Origin of the sequence: Humidisolicoccus flavus, assembly GCF_045689595.1 — a bacterium.
Classification (GTDB): Bacteria; Actinomycetota; Actinomycetes; order Actinomycetales; family Microbacteriaceae; genus Humidisolicoccus; species Humidisolicoccus flavus.
On record NZ_CP142724.1, the window covers coordinates 444967 to 468090 of the forward strand.

Annotated in this window: 18 protein-coding genes; 13 read left to right on the forward strand and 5 right to left on the reverse strand. The window is 61.1% G+C overall.

Annotated features, from left to right (window positions below; all coding sequences use genetic code 11):
- Nucleotides 1-72 precede the first annotated feature (72 nt).
- Nucleotides 73-1554: a leucyl aminopeptidase gene (locus U2H20_RS02140; protein WP_430592869.1), complete on the reverse strand. Its 1482-nt coding sequence runs from the start codon at nucleotides 1552-1554 to the stop codon at nucleotides 73-75.
- 77 nt (nucleotides 1555-1631) lie between these two features.
- On the opposite strand from U2H20_RS02140, the gene U2H20_RS02145 reads away from it, so the two are divergent.
- The 3 genes from U2H20_RS02145 (at nucleotide 1632) to U2H20_RS02155 (ending at nucleotide 5602) form a co-directional block, all read left to right on the forward strand.
- Nucleotides 1632-2546 carry a proteasome assembly chaperone family protein gene (locus U2H20_RS02145; RefSeq protein WP_430592870.1) on the forward strand — a complete coding sequence of 305 codons (915 nt, stop codon included), beginning with the start codon at nucleotides 1632-1634 and terminating at the stop codon, nucleotides 2544-2546.
- Nucleotides 2547-2591: 45 nt separating this feature from the next.
- A complete protein-coding gene (locus U2H20_RS02150; protein WP_430592871.1) occupies nucleotides 2592-3929 on the forward strand; it encodes an MFS transporter in 1338 nt (445 codons plus the stop codon).
- Between the two features lie 284 nt (nucleotides 3930-4213).
- Nucleotides 4214-5602 carry an RNA polymerase sigma factor gene (locus U2H20_RS02155; RefSeq protein ID WP_430592872.1) on the forward strand — a complete coding sequence of 463 codons (1389 nt, stop codon included), beginning with the start codon at nucleotides 4214-4216 and terminating at the stop codon, nucleotides 5600-5602.
- Nucleotides 5603-5699: 97 nt separating this feature from the next.
- Here U2H20_RS02155 and U2H20_RS02160 read toward each other — a convergent pair whose 3' ends face one another.
- Nucleotides 5700-5912 (reverse strand): DUF7455 domain-containing protein, encoded by a 213-nt coding sequence (locus tag U2H20_RS02160; protein ID WP_430592873.1) that lies wholly within the window; start codon nucleotides 5910-5912, stop codon nucleotides 5700-5702.
- A gap of 167 nt (nucleotides 5913-6079) precedes the next feature.
- On the opposite strand from U2H20_RS02160, the gene U2H20_RS02165 reads away from it, so the two are divergent.
- The 3 genes from U2H20_RS02165 (at nucleotide 6080) to otsB (ending at nucleotide 10400) form a co-directional block, all read left to right on the forward strand.
- Nucleotides 6080-8158, forward strand: a complete 2079-nt coding sequence (locus U2H20_RS02165) for a DNA gyrase/topoisomerase IV subunit B (protein WP_430592874.1) — start codon at nucleotides 6080-6082, stop codon at nucleotides 8156-8158.
- Between the two features lie 79 nt (nucleotides 8159-8237).
- Nucleotides 8238-9638, forward strand: a complete 1401-nt coding sequence (locus U2H20_RS02170; RefSeq protein WP_430592875.1) for an alpha,alpha-trehalose-phosphate synthase (UDP-forming) — start codon at nucleotides 8238-8240, stop codon at nucleotides 9636-9638.
- A 15-nt stretch (nucleotides 9639-9653) separates the two neighbouring features.
- Entirely contained in the window at nucleotides 9654-10400 is a 747-nt protein-coding gene (otsB, locus tag U2H20_RS02175; RefSeq protein ID WP_430592876.1) for a trehalose-phosphatase, read from the forward strand.
- A gap of 67 nt (nucleotides 10401-10467) precedes the next feature.
- On the opposite strand, the gene U2H20_RS02180 is transcribed toward otsB, so the two are convergent.
- Entirely contained in the window at nucleotides 10468-12957 is a 2490-nt protein-coding gene (locus U2H20_RS02180) for a DNA gyrase/topoisomerase IV subunit A (RefSeq protein ID WP_430592877.1), read from the reverse strand.
- Between the two features lie 11 nt (nucleotides 12958-12968).
- Between U2H20_RS02180 and U2H20_RS02185 the strand changes: the two genes are divergently transcribed.
- Nucleotides 12969-14090: an alkaline phosphatase family protein gene (locus U2H20_RS02185; RefSeq protein WP_430592878.1), complete on the forward strand. Its 1122-nt coding sequence runs from the start codon at nucleotides 12969-12971 to the stop codon at nucleotides 14088-14090.
- Between the two features lie 34 nt (nucleotides 14091-14124).
- On the opposite strand, the gene sepH is transcribed toward U2H20_RS02185, so the two are convergent.
- Nucleotides 14125-15141 (reverse strand): septation protein SepH, encoded by a 1017-nt coding sequence (gene sepH, locus U2H20_RS02190; protein ID WP_430592879.1) that lies wholly within the window; start codon nucleotides 15139-15141, stop codon nucleotides 14125-14127.
- A 196-nt stretch (nucleotides 15142-15337) separates the two neighbouring features.
- Here sepH and U2H20_RS02195 point away from each other — a divergent pair, with 196 nt between their 5' ends.
- Nucleotides 15338-15631 (forward strand): DUF4193 domain-containing protein, encoded by a 294-nt coding sequence (locus tag U2H20_RS02195; protein WP_430592880.1) that lies wholly within the window; start codon nucleotides 15338-15340, stop codon nucleotides 15629-15631.
- Between the two features lie 91 nt (nucleotides 15632-15722).
- Here the strand turns inward: U2H20_RS02195 and U2H20_RS02200 are convergent, their stop codons facing one another.
- Nucleotides 15723-16178 (reverse strand): DUF3093 domain-containing protein, encoded by a 456-nt coding sequence (locus tag U2H20_RS02200; protein ID WP_430592881.1) that lies wholly within the window; start codon nucleotides 16176-16178, stop codon nucleotides 15723-15725.
- Nucleotides 16179-16233: 55 nt separating this feature from the next.
- On the opposite strand from U2H20_RS02200, the gene dut reads away from it, so the two are divergent.
- From dut to dxs, 5 genes are all read left to right on the forward strand, one after another.
- Nucleotides 16234-16686, forward strand: a complete 453-nt coding sequence (dut, locus tag U2H20_RS02205) for a dUTP diphosphatase (protein WP_430592882.1) — start codon at nucleotides 16234-16236, stop codon at nucleotides 16684-16686.
- Between the two features lie 65 nt (nucleotides 16687-16751).
- Nucleotides 16752-17300, forward strand: coding sequence for a DUF3710 domain-containing protein (locus U2H20_RS02210; protein WP_430593571.1), 549 nt, complete (start codon nucleotides 16752-16754; stop codon nucleotides 17298-17300).
- Entirely contained in the window at nucleotides 17297-18094 is a 798-nt protein-coding gene (locus tag U2H20_RS02215) for a DUF3159 domain-containing protein (RefSeq protein WP_430592883.1), read from the forward strand. The genes U2H20_RS02210 and U2H20_RS02215 overlap by 4 nt, the downstream gene beginning before the upstream one ends.
- A gap of 95 nt (nucleotides 18095-18189) precedes the next feature.
- Entirely contained in the window at nucleotides 18190-20997 is a 2808-nt protein-coding gene (gene acnA, locus U2H20_RS02220) for an aconitate hydratase AcnA (RefSeq protein ID WP_430592884.1), read from the forward strand.
- Nucleotides 20998-21062: 65 nt separating this feature from the next.
- The gene (gene dxs, locus U2H20_RS02225) at nucleotides 21063-23060 is read left to right on the forward strand and encodes a 1-deoxy-D-xylulose-5-phosphate synthase (protein WP_430592885.1); all 1998 of its coding nucleotides are present in this window, start codon (nucleotides 21063-21065) and stop codon (nucleotides 23058-23060) included.
- Nucleotides 23061-23124: the final 64 nt, after the last annotated feature.

Genomic DNA, 23124 nt, shown 5'->3' on the forward strand with positions numbered 1-23124 from the left:
CCTTGTAGTCGGAATCGGCTGCTGCACTTGGCGACGCAGCCGGGCATGGCGGGGATATTCCGCAAGATAATCCTAACGCCCTTCAGATTCAGATGCTTGCGGTTCCTCCGAGAACGAACGGATTGTCTCGATCAGGCCCCGAACGACGACGCCCGTGCCTCCTCGAGGAGTGAAACCCCATGCTGAGCCATTGTTGGTGGAGGGTCCCGCGATGTCGATGTGTGCCCAGGGGAGTGGCTGGCCGTTGGCGTCGTTTCCGATGAACTCGCGCAGGAAGACCGAGGCGAGCAACATTCCTGCTGCCGTGTTCCCGATCTTCGCGTTCGCGATGTCCGCAACTGGTGAATCGAGCAATGGTCGGAGCTCGTCGGGCGTCGGCATCGGCCAGAGTGATTCGCCAACCGCACGGCCGTCGGTCAGAACCCGTTGGATCAGCTGCTCGTTGTTGCCCATGACTCCTGAGTAGCGGTCGCCGAGAGCGACGCGCTGGGCGCCGGTCAGGGTTGCGACGTCGATGATCGCGTCGGGCTTCGCCTCGGCTGCGAGCACGAGACCGTCGGCGAGAACGAGGCGCCCCTCAGCGTCGGTGTTCGTCACCTCGACGGTTTTTCCTCCGCGGATGGTGATGACGTCATCGGGACGAGTTGCCGTCCCGGAGGGCATGTTCTCGGCCAGACAGAGGTGAGCACTGACCTTGACCGGAAGGTTCAGCGATGCCGCAGCGATCGTGACAGCGAGCACTGAGGCCGCTCCTGTCATGTCGAACTTCATGTGCTGCATCGAAGCTGCAGGCTTCAAGGAGAGTCCACCCGTATCGAAGGTGATCCCCTTTCCGACGAGCGCGACGTGTCGTGACGCTCCTTCGGGTGCCCATTCGACGATGACGTGCCGGGGTCCGCGCGACGAGCCCTGGCCGACGGCAAGGTGCCCGCCCATCTGTTCTGCCTTCAAACCGGCGATGTCGAGGACTGTGACCGACAACCCTGCTGCTTCGCCCTGCTCGACCGCGATCTCGGCAAAGCGTTCGGGGGAGAGGTCGTTCGGGGGTGTGTTCGCAAGGTCACGGGTCAGGAAGACCGCGGCAATGTGCGCATTAGCCGACGAGATCAGCTCGTCATCATGCGCGCCCCGAACGGTGATCGTGCCTGCCAAACGCGATTCCGGCGACTCCTGCTTGTAGGCACTGAAGGAGTACGAACCGAGTCCCGCGCCAACCAGGATCGCGCTCAACGACTCGGCGTCGTGCACGCCGTCGCCAAGGAGATCGAATGCGATGTGTCCGAGTCCGGAAAGCGTGCGCACGGCTGTGCCCGCTGCCGTGCGGAGTGCTGCAGGCGTGACCGAGGAGCCAAGTCCGAGCAGTGCAATCGCGTTGCCTTCGTGCTCGGCCCGAACGACCTGGTCCGCGGCGCCGGTTACGCCGAGGGCGAGCAACTTCTCAACGGGAAAGCCCGCGGCAACCGGACCGTCTTTGGTCTTGGTCACGGCGTAGACAGTGATGTCTGCCTTCGAATCGGCGAGGTTGGAACTGAGATTCAGAGTCGGAATAGTCACGGGACACCACGATACCCGCCCGCTCCAGGTGCCGCAGGGCGTCCGACACCATCACGAACCTCGATACGCTTGCAGCTATGCGAGACCCACTCGAACTTGTGAGCATTCAGTACGATGCGAACCCCGAAAAGGGGTTGCCGCTGGTAATCGCCTTGCACGGGTTCGCCGATGCTGCCGGGGTGACGCAGAGCTTCGGTGATTCGCTGCGTGCCAATGATTCATCCGATGTCGTGGCTCGTTTCGATACCGACGAGTTGATCGATATGCGCTCGCGTCGGCCGACGGTGCTGTTCGTCGAGGACCACGTCGAGTCGATCCAGCGCCATGAACTGAACGTCGAACGTCGCGTCGATGATCTCGGCCGCCCGTTTCTGCTGCTCGCGGGTCCGGAGCCTGATTATCAATGGGACCGATTCACCGCCGCGGTCGTCGAAGTCGCCGAGCGGTTCCAAGTGGGCCAGACGATCATTTTCGACGCGATTCCGATGCCGGTTCCGCACACGCGTCCGGTCGGCGTGACCGTTTCGGGCACCCGGAAGGATCTGGTGGAGGCTTATTCGGTGTGGAAACCCACATCGACAGTTCCTGCTGCCGCACTGCATTTTCTCGAAGACGGACTCATTCGAAGCGGGGCCTCGGTCGCGACATTCATCGTGCTCGTCCCGCACTACCTGGGCGATTCGGGTGGAGCAGCACCGACAATCGCCGCGCTCGAGAATTTGACGAATGCAACCGGTCTCGTCTTTCCGACCGAAGAGCTGCGGGAGCAACAGCGCGAATTCCAACAGCTCGTTGCAGAGCAGCTCGACACGAACGAGGAACTCCGCACTCTCCTCGACAATCTCGAGTCGCGCTATGACGCGTACATGGCCGATTCGAAAGTGCGGTCGCCGCTCGTCGACGAGGACGGCGGGATTCCGAGTGCAGATGAACTCGCGGCAGAACTCGAGCGTTTCTTGCGCCGTGATCGAGGAGATCGCGGCGAGCGATGACATCGCTGTCCCGGCAACGCAACGAAGGGCGATCGGCGTCTTCCAGTGAATAGCAAGCGTTCGTGGCTGGTATGGGCATTGGCGTGCCTTGCGTATATCGTCGCGGTGCTGCACCGTTCGTCCCTCTCCGTTGCTGGCCCGGAGGCTTCCGCACGGTTCGATATCAGTGCGACGGCACTCTCGTCGCTCGCCGTTGCGCAACTGATTGTCTATGCGGCATTGCAGATTCCCGTTGGAGTGCTGCTGGATCGATTTGGTCCGAAGGCGCTCATCGTCGCCGGATCGCTTCTTCTGGGAATTGGCCAGACGATTCTCGCGTTCTCGCCGGAACTCTGGCAGGCCGTCGGTGCTCGGATGCTGGTCGGAGCAGGGGATGCCTGCACGTTCATCTCGGTCATCCGTTTGCTCAGTGCCTGGTTCCGCGGGCCGATCCTGCCGCAGATTTCACAGTGGACCGGCAACATCGGCCAGATGGGTCAGCTCCTCTCCTTCGTGCCGTTCGCTGCGCTGCTTGCGCAAGTCGGATGGACGTGGGCCTTCAGCACGATTGCGATCGCGAGCGTTGGCGTTTTCATCGTGTGCCTGTTCTTCCTCGCGGATGCGCCGCGAGGCGTTGTGAGCACGAGAACCGACACGATCATGCTCCCGGCGTCCTGGTGGGTGAAACTGCGAGAGAGTCTTCGCCAACCCGGGACGCAACTCGGGTTCTGGTCTCATTTCGTGACGCAGTCGCCTGGGACTGTCTTCACGTTGTTGTGGGGTTATCCCTTCCTCACTGGCGCACTCGGGTGGTCCTCTCCGTTCGCAGGAGCACTGATATCCACAGTCGTTGTCACGGGGATCGTCTCCGGACCGCTCCTCGGGCTCGCGACTGCGAGATACCCGCTTCGCCGTTCCAACATCGTGATTGCCATCGTCGCCGTGATGTTTGCTGCGATCCTTGCCGTTGTGCTCTGGCCCGGTCAGCCCCCGACGGCGATCGTTGTGATCATGCTGGTCGCCATCGGGATCGGAGGACCGGGGTCGTTGATCGGGTTTGATTTCGCGCGGACCTTCAACCCAGTCCGTTCCCTCGGAAGTGCGAACGGGTTCGTGAACAGTGGAGGATTCCTCGCGAGTTTCGTGATGATGGGGGTCATTGGCGTGATGCTCGATGCCGTCCACCGGATGAACCTTGAACGGGGCATTGACGCTGGGCTCTACTCGATGACAGGGTTCCGGTTCGCGTTCGCATTCGAACTCGTGATCCTGCTGTTCGGAACGATCATGCTCATCGTGACCCGGCGACGCACGAGAACGCGCATGCGTCTGGACGACGGTATTACGGTGGCGCCCCTGTGGATAGCGCTGTCGAGAAGGTTACGACGGAACAGCGACGAATAGGAACGAAGAAGATGAGGTCGGGCCGCGGCGGGCGTGCCCGAGCTAACGACAGCCGAACGGCGTATTCGTCGATGCAGAGGAACAAACGGTGCCGCTTCGCGGTTTGCTCTCTTCAGGAATGCAAATCTTCGAATTCCCTGCATATGAATCCGAGAGCGTGCCCTCGATTCATAGAAATTGGGAGATCCATTCTATAATGGAAGGACGACCCGGTCGATCCTTTGCAGGACTTGACATGGGTCGTCATACTGCCCGCAATCACCTGCGGGCCCTGGGGAGGCATCATGGCGACACGCGCAACGAAGACAGCGAGCGAAAAAGCTCTTGCAGCGAAGGCCGAGAAGCCCGCAGCAGCAACTGCGGCGGCGACGAAAGAAACGAAGGCAAAGATTACGAAGGCAACTCCCGCCGCGAAAGCGCCGGCGGCGAAAAAGACGACTGCTGCAACTCCAGCAGCGAAGGCACCTGCCAAGAAGGCTGCTACGAAGAAGGCTCCTGCCACGAAGGCAGCAGCCGCGAAGGCTCTCGCAGCAGAGGAGGCCACCACTTCGGTCGCCGCAACCACTCCTGCTGCAGCTCCAAAGCGTCGTGGGCGTGCAAAGGCGGCGCCCGAGGTGCTCGAAGCTGACACCGAGGTCGTCGAGGAAGAAACCGCTGAGCCGGAAGAGCCGAGCGAAGAAGTGCAGAAGCTTCCTTCTGGCGCTCTCGTGCTCTCGAGCACTGATGACGATGAAGTTCCGGTGTACTCGACGACGATCACGGGTGCGACCGCAGACCCGGTCAAGGACTATCTGAAGCAGATCGGTAAAGTCGCTCTTCTGAATGCAGCAGAAGAGGTCGAACTTGCTATGCGTATCGAGGCAGGCCTGTTCGCCGAGGACAAACTTGCGAACAGTGATGACCTTCCGAAGAAGTTGTTGCGCGAACTGCGGGCCATCGCACGTGACGGTCAGCGTGCGAAGAGCCACCTCCTGGGCGCCAACCTGCGTCTGGTCGTGAGCCTCGCGAAGCGCTACACGGGCCGAGGAATGCAGTTCCTCGACCTCATTCAAGAAGGAAACCTCGGTCTCATTCGCGCAGTCGAGAAGTTCGACTACACGAAGGGCTTCAAGTTCTCTACGTACGCGACCTGGTGGATCCGCCAGGCAATCACTCGTGCGATGGCGGACCAGGCGCGCACGATTCGTATTCCTGTGCACATGGTCGAGGTCATCAACAAGCTCGCTCGTGTGCAGCGGCAAATGCTGCAGGATCTCGGTCGTGAACCGACGCCGGAAGAGCTTGCCCGCGAGCTTGATATGACGCCTGAGAAGGTCGTCGAGGTGCAGAAGTATGGGCGTGAGCCGATTTCGCTCCACACCCCATTGGGCGAGGACGGCGACAGCGAATTCGGTGACCTCATCGAAGACACCGAAGCAGTTGTTCCTGCGGACGCAGTTGGCTTCACAATGTTGCAGCGTCAGCTTGAGTCACTGCTCGACTCGCTCTCAGAGCGTGAGGCTGGTGTGATCAAGATGCGCTTCGGCCTTGGCGACGGCATGCCGAAGACGCTCGACCAGATCGGCGACACCTTCGGCGTAACTCGCGAACGGATCCGTCAGATCGAATCGAAGACGATGGCGAAGCTTCGCCACCCTTCACGGTCGCAGGCACTTCGCGACTACCTCGAATAAATCGTCAAACACGAAAAAGCGGGCGATCACCGAAAGGTGATCGCCCGCTTTTCGTTGAATCGCTGAACGTTTCGTCCAGTGGATTCAACCGAAAGCCTTAACGCTCGTTGAGCTTCTCTGACTCGTCGTGCCACACGTCAGCCAGTGCCTCAAGGCCCGGCTTGTGCTTCGCAGCGTGGTGTGCGCAGAAGAGTAGTTCGCCACTCGACATCGTGACTCGTACATACGCCTGTGCGCCGCAGCTGTCGCAACGGTCAAGTCCGCTGAGTGCCCTCGTTGCGTCGTGCTCAAGGGTTTGTGTCTCGGTCATCACGGCCTCCTTCTGCTCTTGATAGATCTATCGTTGCATGCTCTGCCTTGGATTGCAGGTTACGCCCGGAATCGTTCGCCCGAGGCGTAGGCCTCAGAGTGTCATCGTGATTCTCATGCGCCCGTTGCTTAGGCTTAGCGGAGCATTGTCTACATGAAGGGAAACCCGTGGCGGCGTCCGACTATTCCGCAAGACACCTCTCTGTTCTAGAAGGGCTCGAAGCGGTACGGAAACGCCCTGGAATGTACATCGGCTCGAACGATTCTCGTGGCCTGATGCATTGCCTCTGGGAGATTATCGACAACTCGGTGGACGAGGCACTGGCAGGTCACGGCGACACGATCACGGTGGTGCTCCATGACGACGGCAGTGTCGAAGTTCGTGACTTGGCGCGCGGCGTGCCGATCGACATCGAGCCAAAGTCTGGCCTCACGGGTGTCGAGGTGGTCTACACGAAACTGCACGCTGGCGGAAAATTCGGTGGGAGCGCCTACGGCTCGGCGGGCGGCCTGCACGGTGTCGGCGCCTCGGTGGTCAATGCGCTCTCCGCTCGACTCGACGTCGAAGTCGATCGAGACGGCGCAACGTGGGCAATGAGCTTCCGAAGAGGGGAGCCGGGCAACTTCGACGACGTCAGCGAACCGAGTGCGGACGCGCCGTTCACGCCGTTTGAAAAATCATCCGCGTTGAAGAAGCTCGGGCGAGTGAAAAAGGGTGTCACCGGCACTCGTGTTCGGTACTGGGCCGACCCGCAGATCTTCACGAAGGACGCTGACTTCCAGTTCGAGGAGCTCGTCAAGCGCGCGCGCCAAACTGCGTTTCTCGTTCCTGGTCTCGGAATTGAGATCATCGATGAACGGGGTGAAGAGACCACGAGCGAAATCCTTCGATATGAAGGCGGGATCGGAGAGTTCGTCGAATTCCTGGCGCCCGACCCATCAGTTACCGATGTGTGGCGTCTCCAAGGCGAAGGCAAGTACACCGAAACCGTGCCTGTCCTCGATGACAGCGGCCACATGGTCTCGAAGGAGCTCGCGAGAACCTGTCAGGTTGACGTTGCGCTGCGCTGGGGCACGGGGTACGACACCATCGCTCAGTCGTTTGTGAACATCATCGCGACGCCGAAGGGCGGTACCCACACCACTGGTTTCGAATCCGCGCTCCTGAAGGTCATTCGTGAGCAGGTCGCCGCGAATGCGCGTCGGTTGAAAGCGGGAACCGACAAAGTCGAGAAGGACGACGTGCTGGCGGGACTGACCGCGGTGGTGACCGTGCGCATTCCAGAGCCGCAGTTTGAGGGGCAGACCAAGGAAGTGCTTGGCACTCCTGCGGCGCGTCAAATCGTTGCCAATGTTGTGCAAAAGGAACTCGCGTTGCGCTTCGCCTCGTCGAAGCGGGAAGACAAAGCGCAAAGCGGCGTCGTGCTGGAGAAAGTCGTCAGCGAGATGAAGGCGCGACTCTCGGCTCGGAGCTTGAAGGAGACGCAGCGCAGGAAGTCCGCACTGGAGAGCTCATCGCTCCCCACAAAGCTCGCAGACTGCCGATCGAATGATCCGAACAACACCGAACTGTTCATCGTCGAGGGAGACTCGGCGCTCGGTACGGCGAAGCCTGCTCGTGATAGCGAATACCAGGCGATCCTCCCGATTCGCGGCAAGATCCTGAACGTGCAGAAGGCGTCGCTCGCCGACATGTTGCAGAACGCCGAATGTGCCGCGATTCTCCAGGTCATCGGCGCTGGCAGCGGCCGCTCGTTCGACCTCGATGCGGCTCGATACGGGAAAGTCATCATCCTGTCGGACGCCGATGTCGACGGTGCGCACATCCGTACACTCCTTTTGACACTCTTCCATCGCTACATGCGTCCACTGCTCGAAGCCGGTCGTGTCTACGCTGCAGTGCCGCCATTGCACCGCGTCGTCGTCATGAACCCGGGATCGAAACCGAATGACGTGATCTACACCTATAGCGACGCAGAGTTGCATGAACTGCTCACGAAACTGAAGCGTCAGAACAAGCGCTGGCAGGAGCCGCCGCAGCGGTACAAGGGTCTCGGCGAAATGGACGTGGACCAGCTTGCAGAGACAACGATGGATCGCTCGAAGCGGACGCTTCGACGAGTCAACGTTCGAGACGCCGAAGCCGCTGCATCACTGTTCGAACTGCTCATGGGCTCTGAAGTTGCTCCGCGCAAGGAGTTCATCGTGCAGGGCCAGGGTCTCGACCGGGAACGCATCGACGTCTAAACACCGTGAGCGCCGGGTCCTTTGCGGCTCGGCGCTTTCGCGATTTCGTTAGCCTGGAGATAACAGAATCGGAGTCAACGTGACCCTCACGACGTACAACTTTCTCGCGCTCTCGAACCGTCTGCCGGTTGAGCGACAAGGATCCGGCGACGATGTTGCCTGGCGCTCGCTTCCTGGAGGGCTCGTCACGGCAATGAAGCCCGTGATGCAGGAACAGGCCGGTGCCTGGATCGGATGGGCCGGTGTGCTCGACGAGGAGATTTCACAGTTCTCGATGGATCGCATGGAGATCGTGCCCGTGCAGATCTCCAGCGCAGAGTTCGAAGAGTTCTACGAGGGCTTCTCGAACGATGCGCTGTGGCCGCTGTATCACGACCTCATCGTCCAGCCTCGCTACGAGTCGACATGGTGGGAGGCGTATGTCCGTGTGAATCGCCGCTTCGCAGATCGGGCTGCGGAGTTGGCCTCGCAGGGAGCGCAGGTCTGGGTCCACGATTATCAGCTCCAGCTCGTGCCAATGATGCTGCGAGAATCGCGGCCAGATCTGGTGATCGGCTTCTTCGACCACATTCCGTTTCCGCCTGCTTCGCTCTTCGCGCAGCTTCCGTGGCGCGAAGAAATCCTGCGCGGTCTGCTCGGCGCCGATGTGCTCGGGTTTCAGCGCACCTCTGATGTGCAGCATTTCCGAGAAGCGGTCCTTGATTTTCTCGAGATCGATGCCGATGAGGCCGATGGCTCGCTCAAGGTCGACGAGCGCTCAGTGGTCGCAGAAGCGTTCCCGATCTCGCTCGACTCTGCGCAGTTCTTCGAAGAAGTGCAGAATCCCGCCGTCGCAGAGCAAGCCGAACGGTTTCGCGAGCAACTCGGAAACCCCTCGACGATCCTGCTCGGGCTCGACCGGCTGGATTACACCAAAGGCATCCCGAATCGTCTCGAGGCCTACGGCTCCCTCCTCGCGTCGGGCTCCATCTCTGCTCGCGACGTACGGCTCGTCCAACTGGCAAGCCCCAGCCGCGAAGGTGTTGCTGCGTACGCAGAATTGAGTGACGAGATCGCGCGTCTTGTGGGAACGATCAATGGCGCACACGGAGACATCGGTGTGACTCCGGTGACGTATCTTCGATCGTCGTACCCGCGAATCGCAACGCTGGCACTCCTCAAAGCCGCGGACGTCATGCTGGTGACTCCACTTCGCGACGGCATGAACCTGGTCGCGAAGGAATACGTGACTGCGCACGAGGACTCTGGCGTTCTGGTGCTCAGCGAATTCGCCGGCGCTGCAGACGAGTTCGAAGACGCGGTGATCGTCAATCCGCACGACTCGGAACACCTTGCGGAAGAAATTCTTCGTGCCATCACAATGCCGGCATCGGAGCAGGCTGAGCGGATGACCGCCTTGCACGAGCAAGTGATGGAACACGATGTGCATCTCTGGGCACAGAACTTTCTTCGTGCCCTCGAATTGAAAGCAGGTCGGTAGATGTCCGTGGAGTCTGTGGCAACCGCGCTCGCGCGTATCGCTGAATCTCCGCGCGTTGTGTTCGCGCTGGATTTCGACGGGACACTCGCGCCCCTCGGCGATGATCCGGCGCGCTCGGCAGCGATCCCCGAGTCGGCGGCGCTATTGCCAGCGCTCGACGCGCTTCCGGGAGTGACACTCGCGCTCGTTTCGGGGCGAGCACGGGCGAGTCTGGCTGCGGTGTCTGCAGCGCCGGAGAACGCGGTGCTCATCGGATCGCACGGGGCGGAGGGACTCGCAGCAGATGATGCACATTTGAACGCGGAGGAAACCGCACGCCGCGAGCACATCTTTGCAGTGCTGCAATCTCTCATCGCAGAGTGCGATGACTTGTTCTTCGAACCGAAGCCCTTCGGCGCTGCGTTCCACGTTCGTCGAGCGCCGGTCGAGAGGCGCTCCGAGTTCGTGGCCGCGGCGATTGCTCGGTTGTCGACCCCAGACGTGTACATGACGCAAGGAAAAGATGTCGTCGAGTTCGCGGTGCGGAAGACGAACAAGGGCGAAGCCTTGTCGGCACTGCGCGCGCACTTCAGCGCAGACTCTGTTGTGTTCTTCGGAGACGATGTGACCGACGAACACGGGTTCGAGGTGCTTGGCGAACACGACCTCGGCGTCAAGATTGGCGCAGGTGAGACCCTCGCTGCGGAGCGTCTCGATAGTCTTCACGACGTGCCAGCGGTCTTGGCGGCGTTCATCCATGCACGCGAGCAGCGAGTCTCCTGAGGCGTGAGCTAGACAGCTCGCTGCGTCGAGCCGAGTTCACGCCTTCAAGGGGCGAAATGACCCTGCACTACGCTTCTGCGGAGCCCGTTTCGTCGTTTTCGAGGTCGTCGCCCTCAGCATTTTGCGAAATGACTGAGCCGAGTTGAGCTCCAACTGAACCCAGCATCTGTTCGAGCGGGGTTCCGGAGCCATCACGCTTCGACTTGCCAGCTGGCAAGACACGTTGCGCGCCGTCTTTCGCGACCGCAAGCGGACTGATGCCGGCCCAAGCCAGTGCAAGGTGGCTCTCGCCTTTGAGGAACGCGTGCGCGCGAACACCGCCGGTGCCGCGTCCCTTCTTCGGGAACTCAGCGAGATCAGAGACCTTCGCGCGAGTGAACTCGGCGCCGGGAATCGTGTCTTCAGCGGTGGAGACCGTGACGACCTGAGCATCATCGCTCGTTGCTGTCGCAAACAGCACCTCAGCTTTGGGCGCCAACTTGATGCCGGCGATTCCGCCACCGCTTGGTCCCTGCGGTCGGATGTCGCTCGAATCAAAACGAAGCAGTTGCGCATTCGAAGTCATGATGACGACGGAGCTCTCATCGGAGGCATGCGCGACTGAAACGAGTCGATCACCGGGTTTGAGGGTCATGATGGGGAATGAAGGCTTCGGCGGCCATTCTCCCGGGCGCACTCGCTTCACGACGCCTGCCGCGGTTGCGAGCAGCGCGGGCCGCTCGTCATCAAGCGAGATGATTCCGATAACCCGCTCATTGCGCTCGAGCGGGCCGACGAGCTCCGTGAACTTTGCCCCGGCAGACAGGCCGACGGAGGTCGCCGGGAGCGACGGCAGTTCGACCGGTGACAGGCGGATGAGTCGTGCGAGCGAAGTGACAACGCCGAACTCTCCACGTGTTGTCGCACGCAGGTGACCGAGGAGCGCGTCATGCCGACTCCGGCGAGCCGGGACTGGGATCTCGCTCATCTCGGCGACATCGACGCGGGCCACTCGACCGGTCGTGCTCGCGAGCACGACACACGGTGCGTCTGGAACTTGCAGTTGCGCAGCGCCCGCCTTCGCGGAGGTTTTCGGCGCAGCTTCGGTCAGCAGCGTTCGACGCGGAGTTCCGAATTTCTCTGCGACTTCGGCGAGTTCCTCGGAAATCAGGGCGTACAGTCTCGACTTGCTTGCAAGGATCTCCGAGAGCTCGGCGATCGCCGAGAGCAAGTCGTCTTTCTCGGATTCGAGCTCGATCCGGCTGAACTTCGTGAGACGACGGAGCCGTAGCTCAAGAATGTACTCGGCCTGCACTTCGGAGAGGTCGAAGATTTCTCGGAGTCGCGTTCGCGCTTCTTCCGAATCGTCGCTGCTACGGATGACCTGAATGACCTCGTCGATGTCGACGATCGCAATGAGCAAACCCTCGACGAGGTGGAGGCGTTCCTGCTTCCGGCGCAAGCGATACTCGGTGCGACGTCGGACGACGGCAATTCGGTGATCCAGGTAGACGCGAAGAAGCTCGACGAGACCGAGTGTCTTGGGAACGCCGCCGACGAGCGCGACGTTGTTGATCGAGAATCCTTCTTCGAGCGGTGTGAAGCGGTACAGGTGCTCGAGCACCGCCTCTGGCTGGAACCCGCTCTTCAGTTTGATGACGAGACGGAGACCATTCTTGCGGTCCGTCAGGTCGTGCACGTCGGCCAAACCCAGCAGTTTCTTCGCGTTCACCGCGTCGCGGATCTTCTCGATCACGCGTTCGGGACCGACCAGGAAGGGGAGTTCCGTGATCACGATCGAGGTAGTGCGGCCGGAGCGTTCGATGGATGCCTTGGCGCGAACTCGGAACGAACCCCGTCCGGTTGCGTACGCCTCTCGAACTCCATCGAGGCCCGCGATGATCGCCCCGTTGGGCAGATCGGGAGCGGGGACGAAGGCCATGAGCTCTTCGAGGGTCGCTTTCGGGTTCGCAAGAAGGTGACGAGCGGCGCCGACGACCTCGACGAGGTTGTGCGGTGCCATGTTGGTCGCCATGCCGACCGCGATGCCGCTTCCGCCGTTCACGAGCAGGTTCGGGTAGGCGGCGGGCAGCACTGAAGGCTGCATGATCTGGTTGTCGTAGTTCGGAACGAAGTCGACGACGTCTTCGTCGAGTCCGTCTGTCAGTGAGAGCGCGGCTGCATCGAGTCTTGCTTCGGTGTAGCGGGCGGCTGCAGGCCCATCATCGAGGGAGCCGAAGTTGCCGTGCCCGTCAACGAGCGGAAGGCGCAGTGTGAAATCCTGCGCGAGACGAACGAGGGCTTCGTAAATGGGGGAGTCGCCGTGCGGGTGCAGCTTTCCCATGACCTCACCGACGACGCGAGCGCTCTTGACATGCCCGCGGTCGGGTCGCAGACCCATCTCGGCCATTTGAAAGAGGATTCGCCGTTGAACGGGCTTGAGTCCGTCGCGCGCATCAGGGAGCGCGCGCGAATAGATGACGGAGTACGCGTATTCGAGGAAGGAACCCTGCATTTCGTCGGCAACATCGACATCGTCGATGCGTTCGCCGGAGGGTTCGAGGTCTGCTGCAGCCATAGGATCGATTTATGTTACCGGCGAGAAACCCAAATGCAGGGAACCTGGCCGAGGTTCTTGAATCGTGTCTGGCCGCGACGACCGGTAAACCGAACGCACTCGGTTTCTCGAAGGCGCGGACCGCGCTCGTGATCGTGATCGACGGGCTCGGAGCAAAGGTCTTGCAGCGGTTCGCAGGTCACGCTCGAACTCTTGCGAGTGCGGCCAAACGGTCCATTCCCTCTGGCTTCCCGACGACGACGGCATCGGCCCTCACGAGTCTGACGACGGGCACGCTCCCCGGTGCGCATGGGATCGTCGGATATGACGTTCGTATCCCAGAGTCCGGGGTCGTTCAGAATCAGCTTCGAGACTGGCGGGGTCCGATGGACCCAGCCCTGTGGCAGCGCAGTGCAACAGTGTTCGAGCGTCACCCTGATGCAACCGTCGTGATCGCCGAGACCAAATTCTCACAGTCTGGATTCACGCAGGCTTCGTATCGGGGAGCGAAGTACGTCGGCGGGATCAACGCCGAAGAACGATGCGCGCTCGCTCTGGAGGCGGTGCGTTCGAGTGATACGCAATTGGTCTATCTCTACTTTCCAGAACTCGATCGTCTCGGTCATGAACATGGGGTCGCGAGTGACCATTGGATCAGTGAGCTTGAACGTCTGGATGCACTCCTCGGTGAGCTGTTTTCGGAGCTGCCGAGCGGCACCGGGGTCGTCGTCACCGCGGATCACGGCATGATCGACATTGACGAAAGCGCGCACGTCATCGTTCCAAGCGATTCGCCGCTCCTTCACCATGTCGACGTCGTCGCAGGCGAGCCCCGGTGCTTGCAGATTCACCGCTCGAGTGAGGCGAGCGACGAGGAATGGTCGAGGACGAAGACCGCCTGGCTCGAGTCCGAGTCACATCGAGCGTGGGTGTTCGATCGAGAGGAACTCATCGAGAGCGGATGGCTCGGCGAGGTTCATGAGACGGTCGAGCAACGACTCGGCGATCTTTGGGTTGCCGCTCGAGAACCGATCGCGTATTACTTCAGCGAGACGGCGAAGTCACGAGGCATGGTTGGTCAGCACGGTTCATTGACTGAGGCCGAGTTACGAGTGCCGTTGCTGCTGTTCGGGGCATTCGCGACGCAACGCTGAAAGCGTGAACGCGGCGCGTTGGAGAGCGAACGGCTCAGGACTCGTCGGTTCGTGAACCGAAGACGATCTCGTCCCAGCTCGGCATTTCTTTGCGGCCCTTCCCAGCGCGAGAGCGACTGAGCGGACTCGTGTGATGCACGAGAGAGGCGTTCTGCTCATCATCTGTATCGGTGGGTTCAACATCGAAGAGTGCGTCGGCTTTCGCGTCTGCATCGTCCTCTGCATGTGCGAGCGCAGCCTCGCGTTCGCCCCGACGGCGACGGAGCGCTTCCAGGAGGTCTGCGGTGTGATTCGGTTCGGTCGCAGCTCGTGGGGCGCGAGCAATCGCGGCTGCCTGCACCTCTGCCGGCTGTCCGCTCGATTCCGGCTCACTGCCACGCTCGACCGAGAACACGCCCGAGTCGAAACGAGACGGTTGCTGCGGCTCTTCGTCTTTAATCGCCTTGTCGACGGCGCGAAGACGGGGGAGAAGGACGCTTTGCGCATCCGCCTGCTGGCTGAGCGCAATGGCTTCCTTGTTGCGAGCGGCCAGGGCGGACTTCTTGAGATCGAATGCCCACTCAGCTTCGTGGAGCACCTGCTCTGTCGTGAATCGCAAACGAACGATCCAGCCGTCCTCACGATCCTTCCAAGAACTCCACTCCTGATCGACGGCACGGAGGTCTGCGAGTCGCTCGCGAATCGTTGCCCCGAAGGTCGCGCCGGCAAGCGGGTCAATGTCACTGGAGTGCACGGGAACCGCGAGTGCGCGACTGAGCGTGTGTTCACGCTCAGCGAGGACGGCGCCTTCGAATCGTTCGATGTAGGCGAGTTCTTCGCCAGTTTGGGCTGCAACTTCTTCCGCCGTGAGCCCACCGCGGATGAAGGCCTGGATTTCGCGCGGGCGCAGAACACGCTCCGGTGCATCGCTCGTCGTCGCCGATGGCGTTGGCGAGCTCTGGCGAGGCGCGTTGTGCGGCAACTCACCGATCGAAACCGTGAATCGTTCGCCCGAGGGTGATTCAAGGACGAGCACGTCGTGATCGACGCCGACGACAGTCAAGTTCTGCATGGTTGTGCCCCGTTTCGTGCGCTGTGAGGTTCACTTTGTCACGGTCTCCGGCAAAGGCTCGGGAATGCTCCGGGCGCGCCGTGAGTTCAATCTCATACAGAGCGAGCGACGCAGTTTGCGAAATCCTTTTGGATAGTGAAGACTGTGCGCGCCAGCGACCAAATTCTTCCCCCACGAGTAAAGGACACTGCCCAAGATGGCTACCGATTATGACGCCCCCCGCAAGACGGATGATGAGGGAACCGATTCCATCGAGGCGCTCAAGGAGCGTGTTCCCGCAAAGCCGGGCAGCGGAGACAACGACGATGCCGACAACCCCGGCAGCTTTGACCTTTCAGCCGCTGATCTTTCCGACGTTGAACTCGACGTCGTCGTGCTGCCGCCCCAGGAAGACGAGTTCACCTGCGTGAGCTGCTTCCTTGTGAAGCACCGGTCCCAGTTCGACCACGAAGAGAAACTCGGCCCGATCTGCATGGAGTGCTCCGCCTAAGGTTCTCCAATTCCCTGGATCGCGCAGCGATCGCAGCATAGAAAAAGACCTGGTCGATCGACCAGGTCTTTTTCGTGTTCTTCCAAGTCTTCTACTGTTTGGAACTCGCGCCGAGCAACTGAGCGATTTTTTCCGGGTTGCGAGTCGAGACAACCCAAAATGGTGCAGGATCGTCGTCGATAACGGGAACGAGCACGGTCGTCTTGATCCAGGGAACGGTGCAGTAGTAGGCCGCTCGGTCCCACTTCGCGTGCATGGACTGGCGAGTGGCATCTGGATTTTGCGCGATCGGCGTGCCAAGAGATTCGAGCTGCACCCGGGCCCGGCCTGCGGAGAAATGCGTTGCGCTGACGGCAATTCTCGGTGCACTCAGAATAAGCCATGCGCAAATTCCGAGGTAGAGCACCACGGCGACGATGATCCCGACGAGCTGGTTGATCGGGAAGAAGATCAGGAACGTCGCGGGGATGACCAGCGCGATGATCGCGAAGAACCACCACGGGGGAAGTACGCGTTCGGAATAGACGTCGGAAGCTGAGTAGGTCACATCTCCATTCGATCACTTTCTGAAGCAGAGCGGAAACTCGGTTAGCCTGTCGTGCGTGAACGACGTACAAATTCCGACCGTGGCAGAGCACCCACCGACCTATGCGCACCCCGGTGATGCTGGCGCCGACCTGCGTTCCAATGAAACTGTCCTCATGTCACCAGGTGCGAGAGTTCTCGTCGGCACTGGGGTGTCGATCGCGCTGCCAGAGGGGCATGTCGGCTTTGTGGTCCCCAGAAGCGGTCTCGCGGCGAAGCACGGAATCACGATCGTGAACGCGCCCGGGACAATCGACTCTGGGTATCGGGGCGAGATCAAGGTCATCTTGCTCAACACGAGCCAGGAGCCATACGAGATCGCCGAGGGCGACCGCATTGCGCAGTTGGTTGTGCAGCGAGTCGAACGCGTGGAATTTGTTTCCGTGGACACACTGAATGAGACTGAACGGGGAGCTCGAGGATTTGGTTCGAGCGGCTTCTCGGCAACGATCGAAGGGAACGCGCAGTGAGCGACGTGAACGAGCAGGAAACCTCGAACGAGGGCGAGGAAGTCGTCGAAGAGGAGTACGCGCCGATCCCGAAGAGCGCGCCGAGCGACCGAGCAGAATTCGGCCCGCTCGACGACAACGAGGCCCCCGTGCGTCCGTACATCGACCTGGGCGGCATCCGGATCCTGCCTCGAATGGGACTGCAGATGCGCCTCGAAGTCGAAGAGAAGACAAAGCGCGTCGTTGCGGCGACGCTCGAGATCCAAGGGTCCACCGTGCAGTTGCAGCCGTTCGCCGCACCTCGGAGCGAAGGGATCTGGGAGCCCGTTCGACAGAACCTCGCTTTGCAGCTCGAGCGCCAGAAGGCACGGGTTGAAACGGTAGAAGGACTGCTCGGACCAGAGCTTCGCGCTGTCCTCCCTGCGGGCGCCGACGGCAATGTGCGCGCGCTCCGGATCGTCGGCGTTGACGGCCCGAGGTGGATGCTGCAGGGCGTGATCGGCGGCAAAGCCCTCACTGACGACACCGCACTGGCCGAGATCGTCGACCTGTTCCGCAGTGTTGTCGTTGTTCGTGGAGCAACACCGATGCCGCCGAAGCAGCTCATCCCTCTGCACCCGCCGACCACATCGTGAGCGAATCTTCAGCAGTCCCAGGTGACGCGGAATCGAACAAACTCCCTGCGAGGAACCCGCACCAAGGACAAGAGCCCGACTCGGCAAGCACTTCGGACGTCATCAGCGAAAAGCTGAAGGCGACGTCGCTCGGCTCTCTGATGGCACAGGACCAGGCTTCTCCTCGTGCAATTCTTGAGGCAATCGGCGGAGTGCGAGGACTGTTCGAATCGCTCGTGCCAGGCATGGCGTTCTTGATCCTGTACACCTTCACGCAAGACCTGTGGCTCTCGGTGCTCGCACCGCTTGCCCTCTCGGTGATCTTCGTCACGATTCGTGTCATTGGCAAGGGCCACTCGATGCTGGCGTTCGCCGGACTGTTCGGCGTCGGCCTCTCTGCGCTTCTCGCTATCCTCACGAATCGGCCCGAGAACAATTTTGTTTGGGGCTTCGTCGTTAACGGAGCCGTGCTCGCTGTGCTCCTGATTTCGTTGCTCGCCCGTCGACCGCTGATCGGGCTCATTGTCGGTTCCGTGGTCGGAAAGCCCAAGGCCTGGCGCATCGATGCGAACAAGAAACGAATCGCTTGGATCGCAACGCTCATGTGGCTCGCGGTGATCGCGGCTCGGCTGCTCGTGCAGGTGCCGTTGTACTTCGCCGAGGCGACCGAGGCGCTTGCAGCGACTCGCCTGATCATGGGCGTTCCGCTCTATGCGGCAGCGCTCTGGGTGACGTGGCTGCTCGTTCGATCCGTGATGGATCCGCTGCCTGCAGGCGAGTCGCAACCTGGCTCAAAAGAGCGTAAGATATCTTGACGTCAAGATAATTGTGCGCAGGGCTTCAGCAGAGGTCCGAGCCCGGGCGGCGTAGAATGTTTTTCGTTAGCGCCCGACAAAGGCAGGGAGAAATCGTGACCACAGTCAACAGTTTCGGAGCGAAAGACACGCTCACGGTCGGTGGGAAAGACCACACCGTTTTCCGAATCAACACCGTTGCAGGAAGCGAGAGGCTCCCGTTCAGCCTCAAGGTTCTGCTCGAGAACTTGCTTCGCACGGAAGACGGCAAGAACGTCACGAAGGCGCAGATCGAGGCACTCGGATCCTGGGACTCGGCCGCCGAGCCGAACACGGAGATCCAGTTCACCCCCGGTCGCGTGATCATGCAGGACTTCACTGGTGTTCCCTGCATCGTCGACCTCGCAACGATGCGCGAGGCAGTTGCAGAACTCGGTGGCGACCCGACGAAGATCAACCCGCTCGCGCCAGCCGAGCTCGTGATTGACCACTCGGTCATTGCAGACCTCTTCGGCCGCGAAGACGCGCTCGAACGAAACGTCGAACTCGAATACGAGCGCAACGGGGAGCGCTACCAGTTCCTGCGTTGGGGTCAGACGGCGTTCGAAGACTTCAAGGTCGTCCCACCAGGAACGGGCATCGTCCACCAGGTGAACATCGAATACCTTGCTCGCGTCACGATGACCCGCGAGGTCGGCGGCGAGTTGCTCGCATACCCGGACACCTGCGTGGGAACCGACTCGCACACCACGATGGTCAATGGCCTCGGTGTGCTCGGTTGGGGCGTCGGCGGAATCGAAGCCGAGGCGGCAATGCTCGGTCAGCCTGTCTCCATGCTCATTCCGCGGGTCGTCGGCTTCAAGCTCACCGGTCAGATCCCGACGGGTGTGACGGCAACCGACGTGGTCCTGACGATCACCGAAATGCTGCGGAAGCACGGCGTCGTCGGCAAGTTCGTGGAGTTCTACGGATCCGGTGTTTCTGAGGTCCCACTCGCGAACCGCGCAACCATCGGAAACATGAGCCCCGAGTTCGGTTCGACCGCTGCGATGTTCCCGATCGACTCCGTGACGGTTGATTACCTTCGTCTCACGGGTCGCTCAGAAGAACAGCTCGAACTCGTCGAGCAGTACTCGAAGCTCCAGGGCCTCTGGCACGACCCGAACCACGAGCCCGACTTCTCCGAGTACCTCGAACTCGACCTGTCGCAGGTGGTTCCCTCGATCGCTGGGCCGAAGCGCCCGCAGGATCGCATCGAACTCACTGCTGCAAAGCGTCAGTTCGAAGCGGACCTCGCCAACTACGCCACTCCATCGGTGTCTGACACGGTTGACGTTGCAAACGAAGGCAGCTTCCCAGCATCCGACCCGGGTGCGATCACTCCCGACTCGAGCGAGACCGATGTGTCACAGACCGAGGTCAGCACGACTGGGCCGTACTCGTCGCCTGTCACCGTCGCGGTCGACGGCGAAGAGTTCACGCTCGACCACGGTCACGTTGCGATCGCCGCAATCACCTCGTGCACGAACACCTCGAACCCTTCGGTCATGCTCGCTGCAGGACTCATTGCGCGCAACGCAGCGCAAAAAGGCCTGACGTCGAAGCCATGGGTGAAGACGACGATGGCGCCGGGTTCGAAGGTCGTCACCGACTACTACGAAAAAGCCGGTCTTTGGGACAGCCTCGAGTCGCTCGGCTTCTACCTCGTCGGGTATGGCTGCACGACCTGCATCGGAAACTCCGGTCCACTGAAAGACGAGATCTCGGCGGGCATCACTGACAACGACCTTGCGGTCACCGCAGTGCTTTCAGGAAACCGGAACTTCGAAGGTCGCATCAACCCCGACGTCAAGATGAACTACCTGGCGTCTCCGCCGCTGGTCATCGCGTACGCACTTGCGGGAACGATGGACTTCGACTTCGATTCGCAGCCGCTCGGCACCGACCACGACGGCAACGACGTCTACCTGAAGGACATCTGGCCAAGCGCCGAAGAGGTCCAGGCGACGATCGACTCGTCGATCGACACCGGCATGTTCGACAAGCAGTACTCGTCCGTCTTCGAGGGCGATGAGCGCTGGCGTTCACTCGAAACGCCAACAGGTGCGACGTTCGAATGGGACGAGACGAGCACGTACGTTCGCAAGCCACCGTACTTCGATGGTCTGAAGATGGAGACGACTCCGGTCACCGACATCAGCGATGCTCGAGTGCTTGCACTGCTCGGCGACTCGGTCACGACGGACCACATCAGCCCAGCAGGCTCGATCAAGGCTGATTCTCCAGCCGGCCACTACCTCGCGGAAAACAACGTCGACCGCAAGGACTTCAACTCCTACGGTTCGCGCCGCGGAAACCACGAAGTGATGATCCGCGGAACCTTCGCGAACATCCGTTTGAAGAACCAGCTGCTCGACGGCGTCGAAGGTGGCTACACCCGCGACTTCACAACGAGCGATGGAGCGCAGTCGTTCATCTACGACGCCTCAGAGCACTACCAGTCGCAGGGCACACCGCTCGTCATCTTCGGTGGCAAGGAGTACGGTTCGGGCTCGAGTCGCGACTGGGCTGCGAAGGGCACGAGCCTCCTCGGTGTCAAGGCGGTCATCGTCGAGAGCTTCGAGCGCATTCACCGCTCGAACCTGATCGGCATGGGTGTTGTTCCGCTGCAGTTCCCGGCTGGTGAAAGCTGGGACTCGCTCGGCCTCGACGGCACAGAGATCGTTTCGATCGCCGGTATCGAAGAACTCAACGAGGGTCGTACCCCGAAGACCGTTCGTGTGACTGCACGCCCGAGCGAGCACAGCGCTGCTGGCAAGGAAACGGTCGAGTTCGACGCGATCGTCCGTATCGACACACCGGGTGAAGCCGACTACTACCGCAATGGTGGAATTCTGCAGTACGTACTTCGTTCACTCGTCTAACGAAATACCTATGAAAGCGGCCGGTTGTGTGAGCAACCGGCCGCTTTCGTGCGTAGGGTTACAGTATGTCTTTGCTCGCCTCCATTCGTCGACCCTCGGACCTGCAGCGGCTGAGCGCCGCCGATCTTGAAACGCTTGCCACGGAGATCCGGTCGTTCCTGGTTGAGAACGTTTCTGTGACCGGGGGACACCTCGGGCCGAATCTCGGTGTCGTCGAGCTGACGATGGCGATTCACCGGGTGTTCGATTCACCTCGCGATGCGATCATCTTCGACACCGGCCACCAGTCGTACGTGCACAAGCTCCTGACTGGCCGTCAAGATTTTTCCGGGCTCCGACAACGCGGTGGTCTTGCCGGCTATCCGCAACGAAGCGAGAGCGTCCATGACATCGTCGAGTCCAGTCATGCCTCTTCGTCGCTTTCCTGGGCCGATGGCATCAGCCGGGCATTCCACCTCAGCGGACAGACCGACAGGAATGTCATCGCAGTTGTCGGAGACGGCGCACTCACCGGCGGCATGACCTGGGAGGCGCTCAACAACATCTCGCACGACAATGCGCGCCGATTGATCATCGTGGTCAACGACAACGGTCGCTCCTACGCGCCGACTATCGGAGGCATGGCGCGGTTCTTGAACGAAGTCCGCACAGCGCGTACCTATCGGAACCTGCACCGCACGAGCGAACAGCTCTTCAGCAAGTTCGGTGCTCCCGGTCGCGCGGTCTTCCGCGGTGTTCGTGGTGGTACCCACGGATTCCTCTCCCGGTTCACGAACAACCGCGCGCTCTACTCGAACCTCGATATCAAGTACCTCGGGCCGATCGACGGCCACGATCAAGCGGCGATGGAACAGGCGCTCACGCAGGCGCGTGAATACGGAGCTCCCGTCATCGTGCATGCGATCACGAACAAGGGGCAGGGATTTTCACCTGCATTGCTCGATGAGGCTGATCAGTTCCACGCGGTCGGGAAGATCGACCCGATCACCGGCGAGCCGCTCGCGACCTCCGACTCTGCGTCGTGGACGAGCGTGTTCGCGGACGCGCTCGTCGATGAAGCGCGTAAGGATCCCAGAGTGATCGGGATCACTGCAGCGATGCTCCGACCCACAGGTCTCGACAAATTGCAGCAGTGGGCGCCTGAGCGAGTCCTCGATGTCGGAATCGCCGAGCAGCACGCGGTGACGAGCGCCGCAGGCCTCGCCTTCGGTGGTTTGCACCCGGTTGTTGCCCTGTACTCGACCTTTATGAACCGCGCGTTCGACCAGGTGCTCATGGACGTCGGGCTCCATAAGGCCGGTGTGACGTTCGTGCTCGATCGAGCCGGTGTGACCGGTCCGGATGGTCCGAGTCACCACGGCATGTGGGACCTGGCGCTGCTGCACATCGTGCCGGGCATCAGAATCGCGGCGCCACGAGATGCAGTGCGTCTCCGGGAGGAACTCGGCGAGGCGCTTGCGATCCACGATGCGCCGACGGTCGTGCGGTTTCCGAAGGGGAAAGCGGTCGAAGAGATTCCCGCGCTCCGTCGTCTCGGCGACGGGGTGGACGTTCTCGCCGAAAACGGTGCCCCCGACGTGCTCATCGTCGCAATCGGTTCCTTTGCTCCAATGGCCCTTGATGTCGCGGAACGCCTCGGGGCAGAGGGGATTGGCGTCACCGTCGTGGACCCACGTTGGCCTATTCCAGTGGCGCCCTCGATCGTTTCGCTCGCATCCCGGCATCGAATCGTTGTCACCATGGAAGATGGGATCCGAGTCGGTGGCATCGGAACGAGCATCCGCCAACGGTTGCGTGCCGCCGAAGTCGATACTCCCGTTGACGAGCTCGGGCTCGATGCAGACTTCCTCGACCATGCGGAGCGGGATCAGATTCTTGCCGACCAGGGCTTGACCGCTGCGCAGATCGCGCGCGATATCACTGAGCAGGTGCTCGGCACCGGGAAGCTCCCACTCGCTCGTGACTGCGGCGTCGAGTCATTGACCTCGATTCCAGCGCGGTGGGCCGGTATCGGGATCGAGCCATCGGCAGCCCAGCGTCAGGCAGGCGGCCCCTCGGTCTGAACAGTCAGCTCGCAGATCATTCGGATCGACGGGTTTGACCGCGTAGACAGCAATGCTCCGTCCC

What these genes read in the sequence shown, in the direction of transcription:
- U2H20_RS02145 (WP_430592870.1), top strand. Translation starts at nt 1,632, where the DNA reads ATGCGAGACCCACTCGAACTTGTGAGCATTCAGTACGATGCGAACCCC.
- U2H20_RS02155 (WP_430592872.1), top strand. Translation starts at nt 4,214, where the DNA reads ATGGCGACACGCGCAACGAAGACAGCGAGCGAAAAAGCTCTTGCAGCG.
- U2H20_RS02160 (WP_430592873.1), bottom strand. Translation starts at nt 5,912, where the DNA reads ATGACCGAGACACAAACCCTTGAGCACGACGCAACGAGGGCACTCAGC.
- U2H20_RS02180 (WP_430592877.1), bottom strand. Translation starts at nt 12,957, where the DNA reads ATGGCTGCAGCAGACCTCGAACCCTCCGGCGAACGCATCGACGATGTC.
- U2H20_RS02185 (WP_430592878.1), top strand. Translation starts at nt 12,969, where the DNA reads ATGTTACCGGCGAGAAACCCAAATGCAGGGAACCTGGCCGAGGTTCTT.
- sepH (WP_430592879.1), bottom strand. Translation starts at nt 15,141, where the DNA reads ATGCAGAACTTGACTGTCGTCGGCGTCGATCACGACGTGCTCGTCCTT.
- U2H20_RS02195 (WP_430592880.1), top strand. Translation starts at nt 15,338, where the DNA reads ATGGCTACCGATTATGACGCCCCCCGCAAGACGGATGATGAGGGAACC.
- dxs (WP_430592885.1), top strand. Translation starts at nt 21,063, where the DNA reads ATGTCTTTGCTCGCCTCCATTCGTCGACCCTCGGACCTGCAGCGGCTG.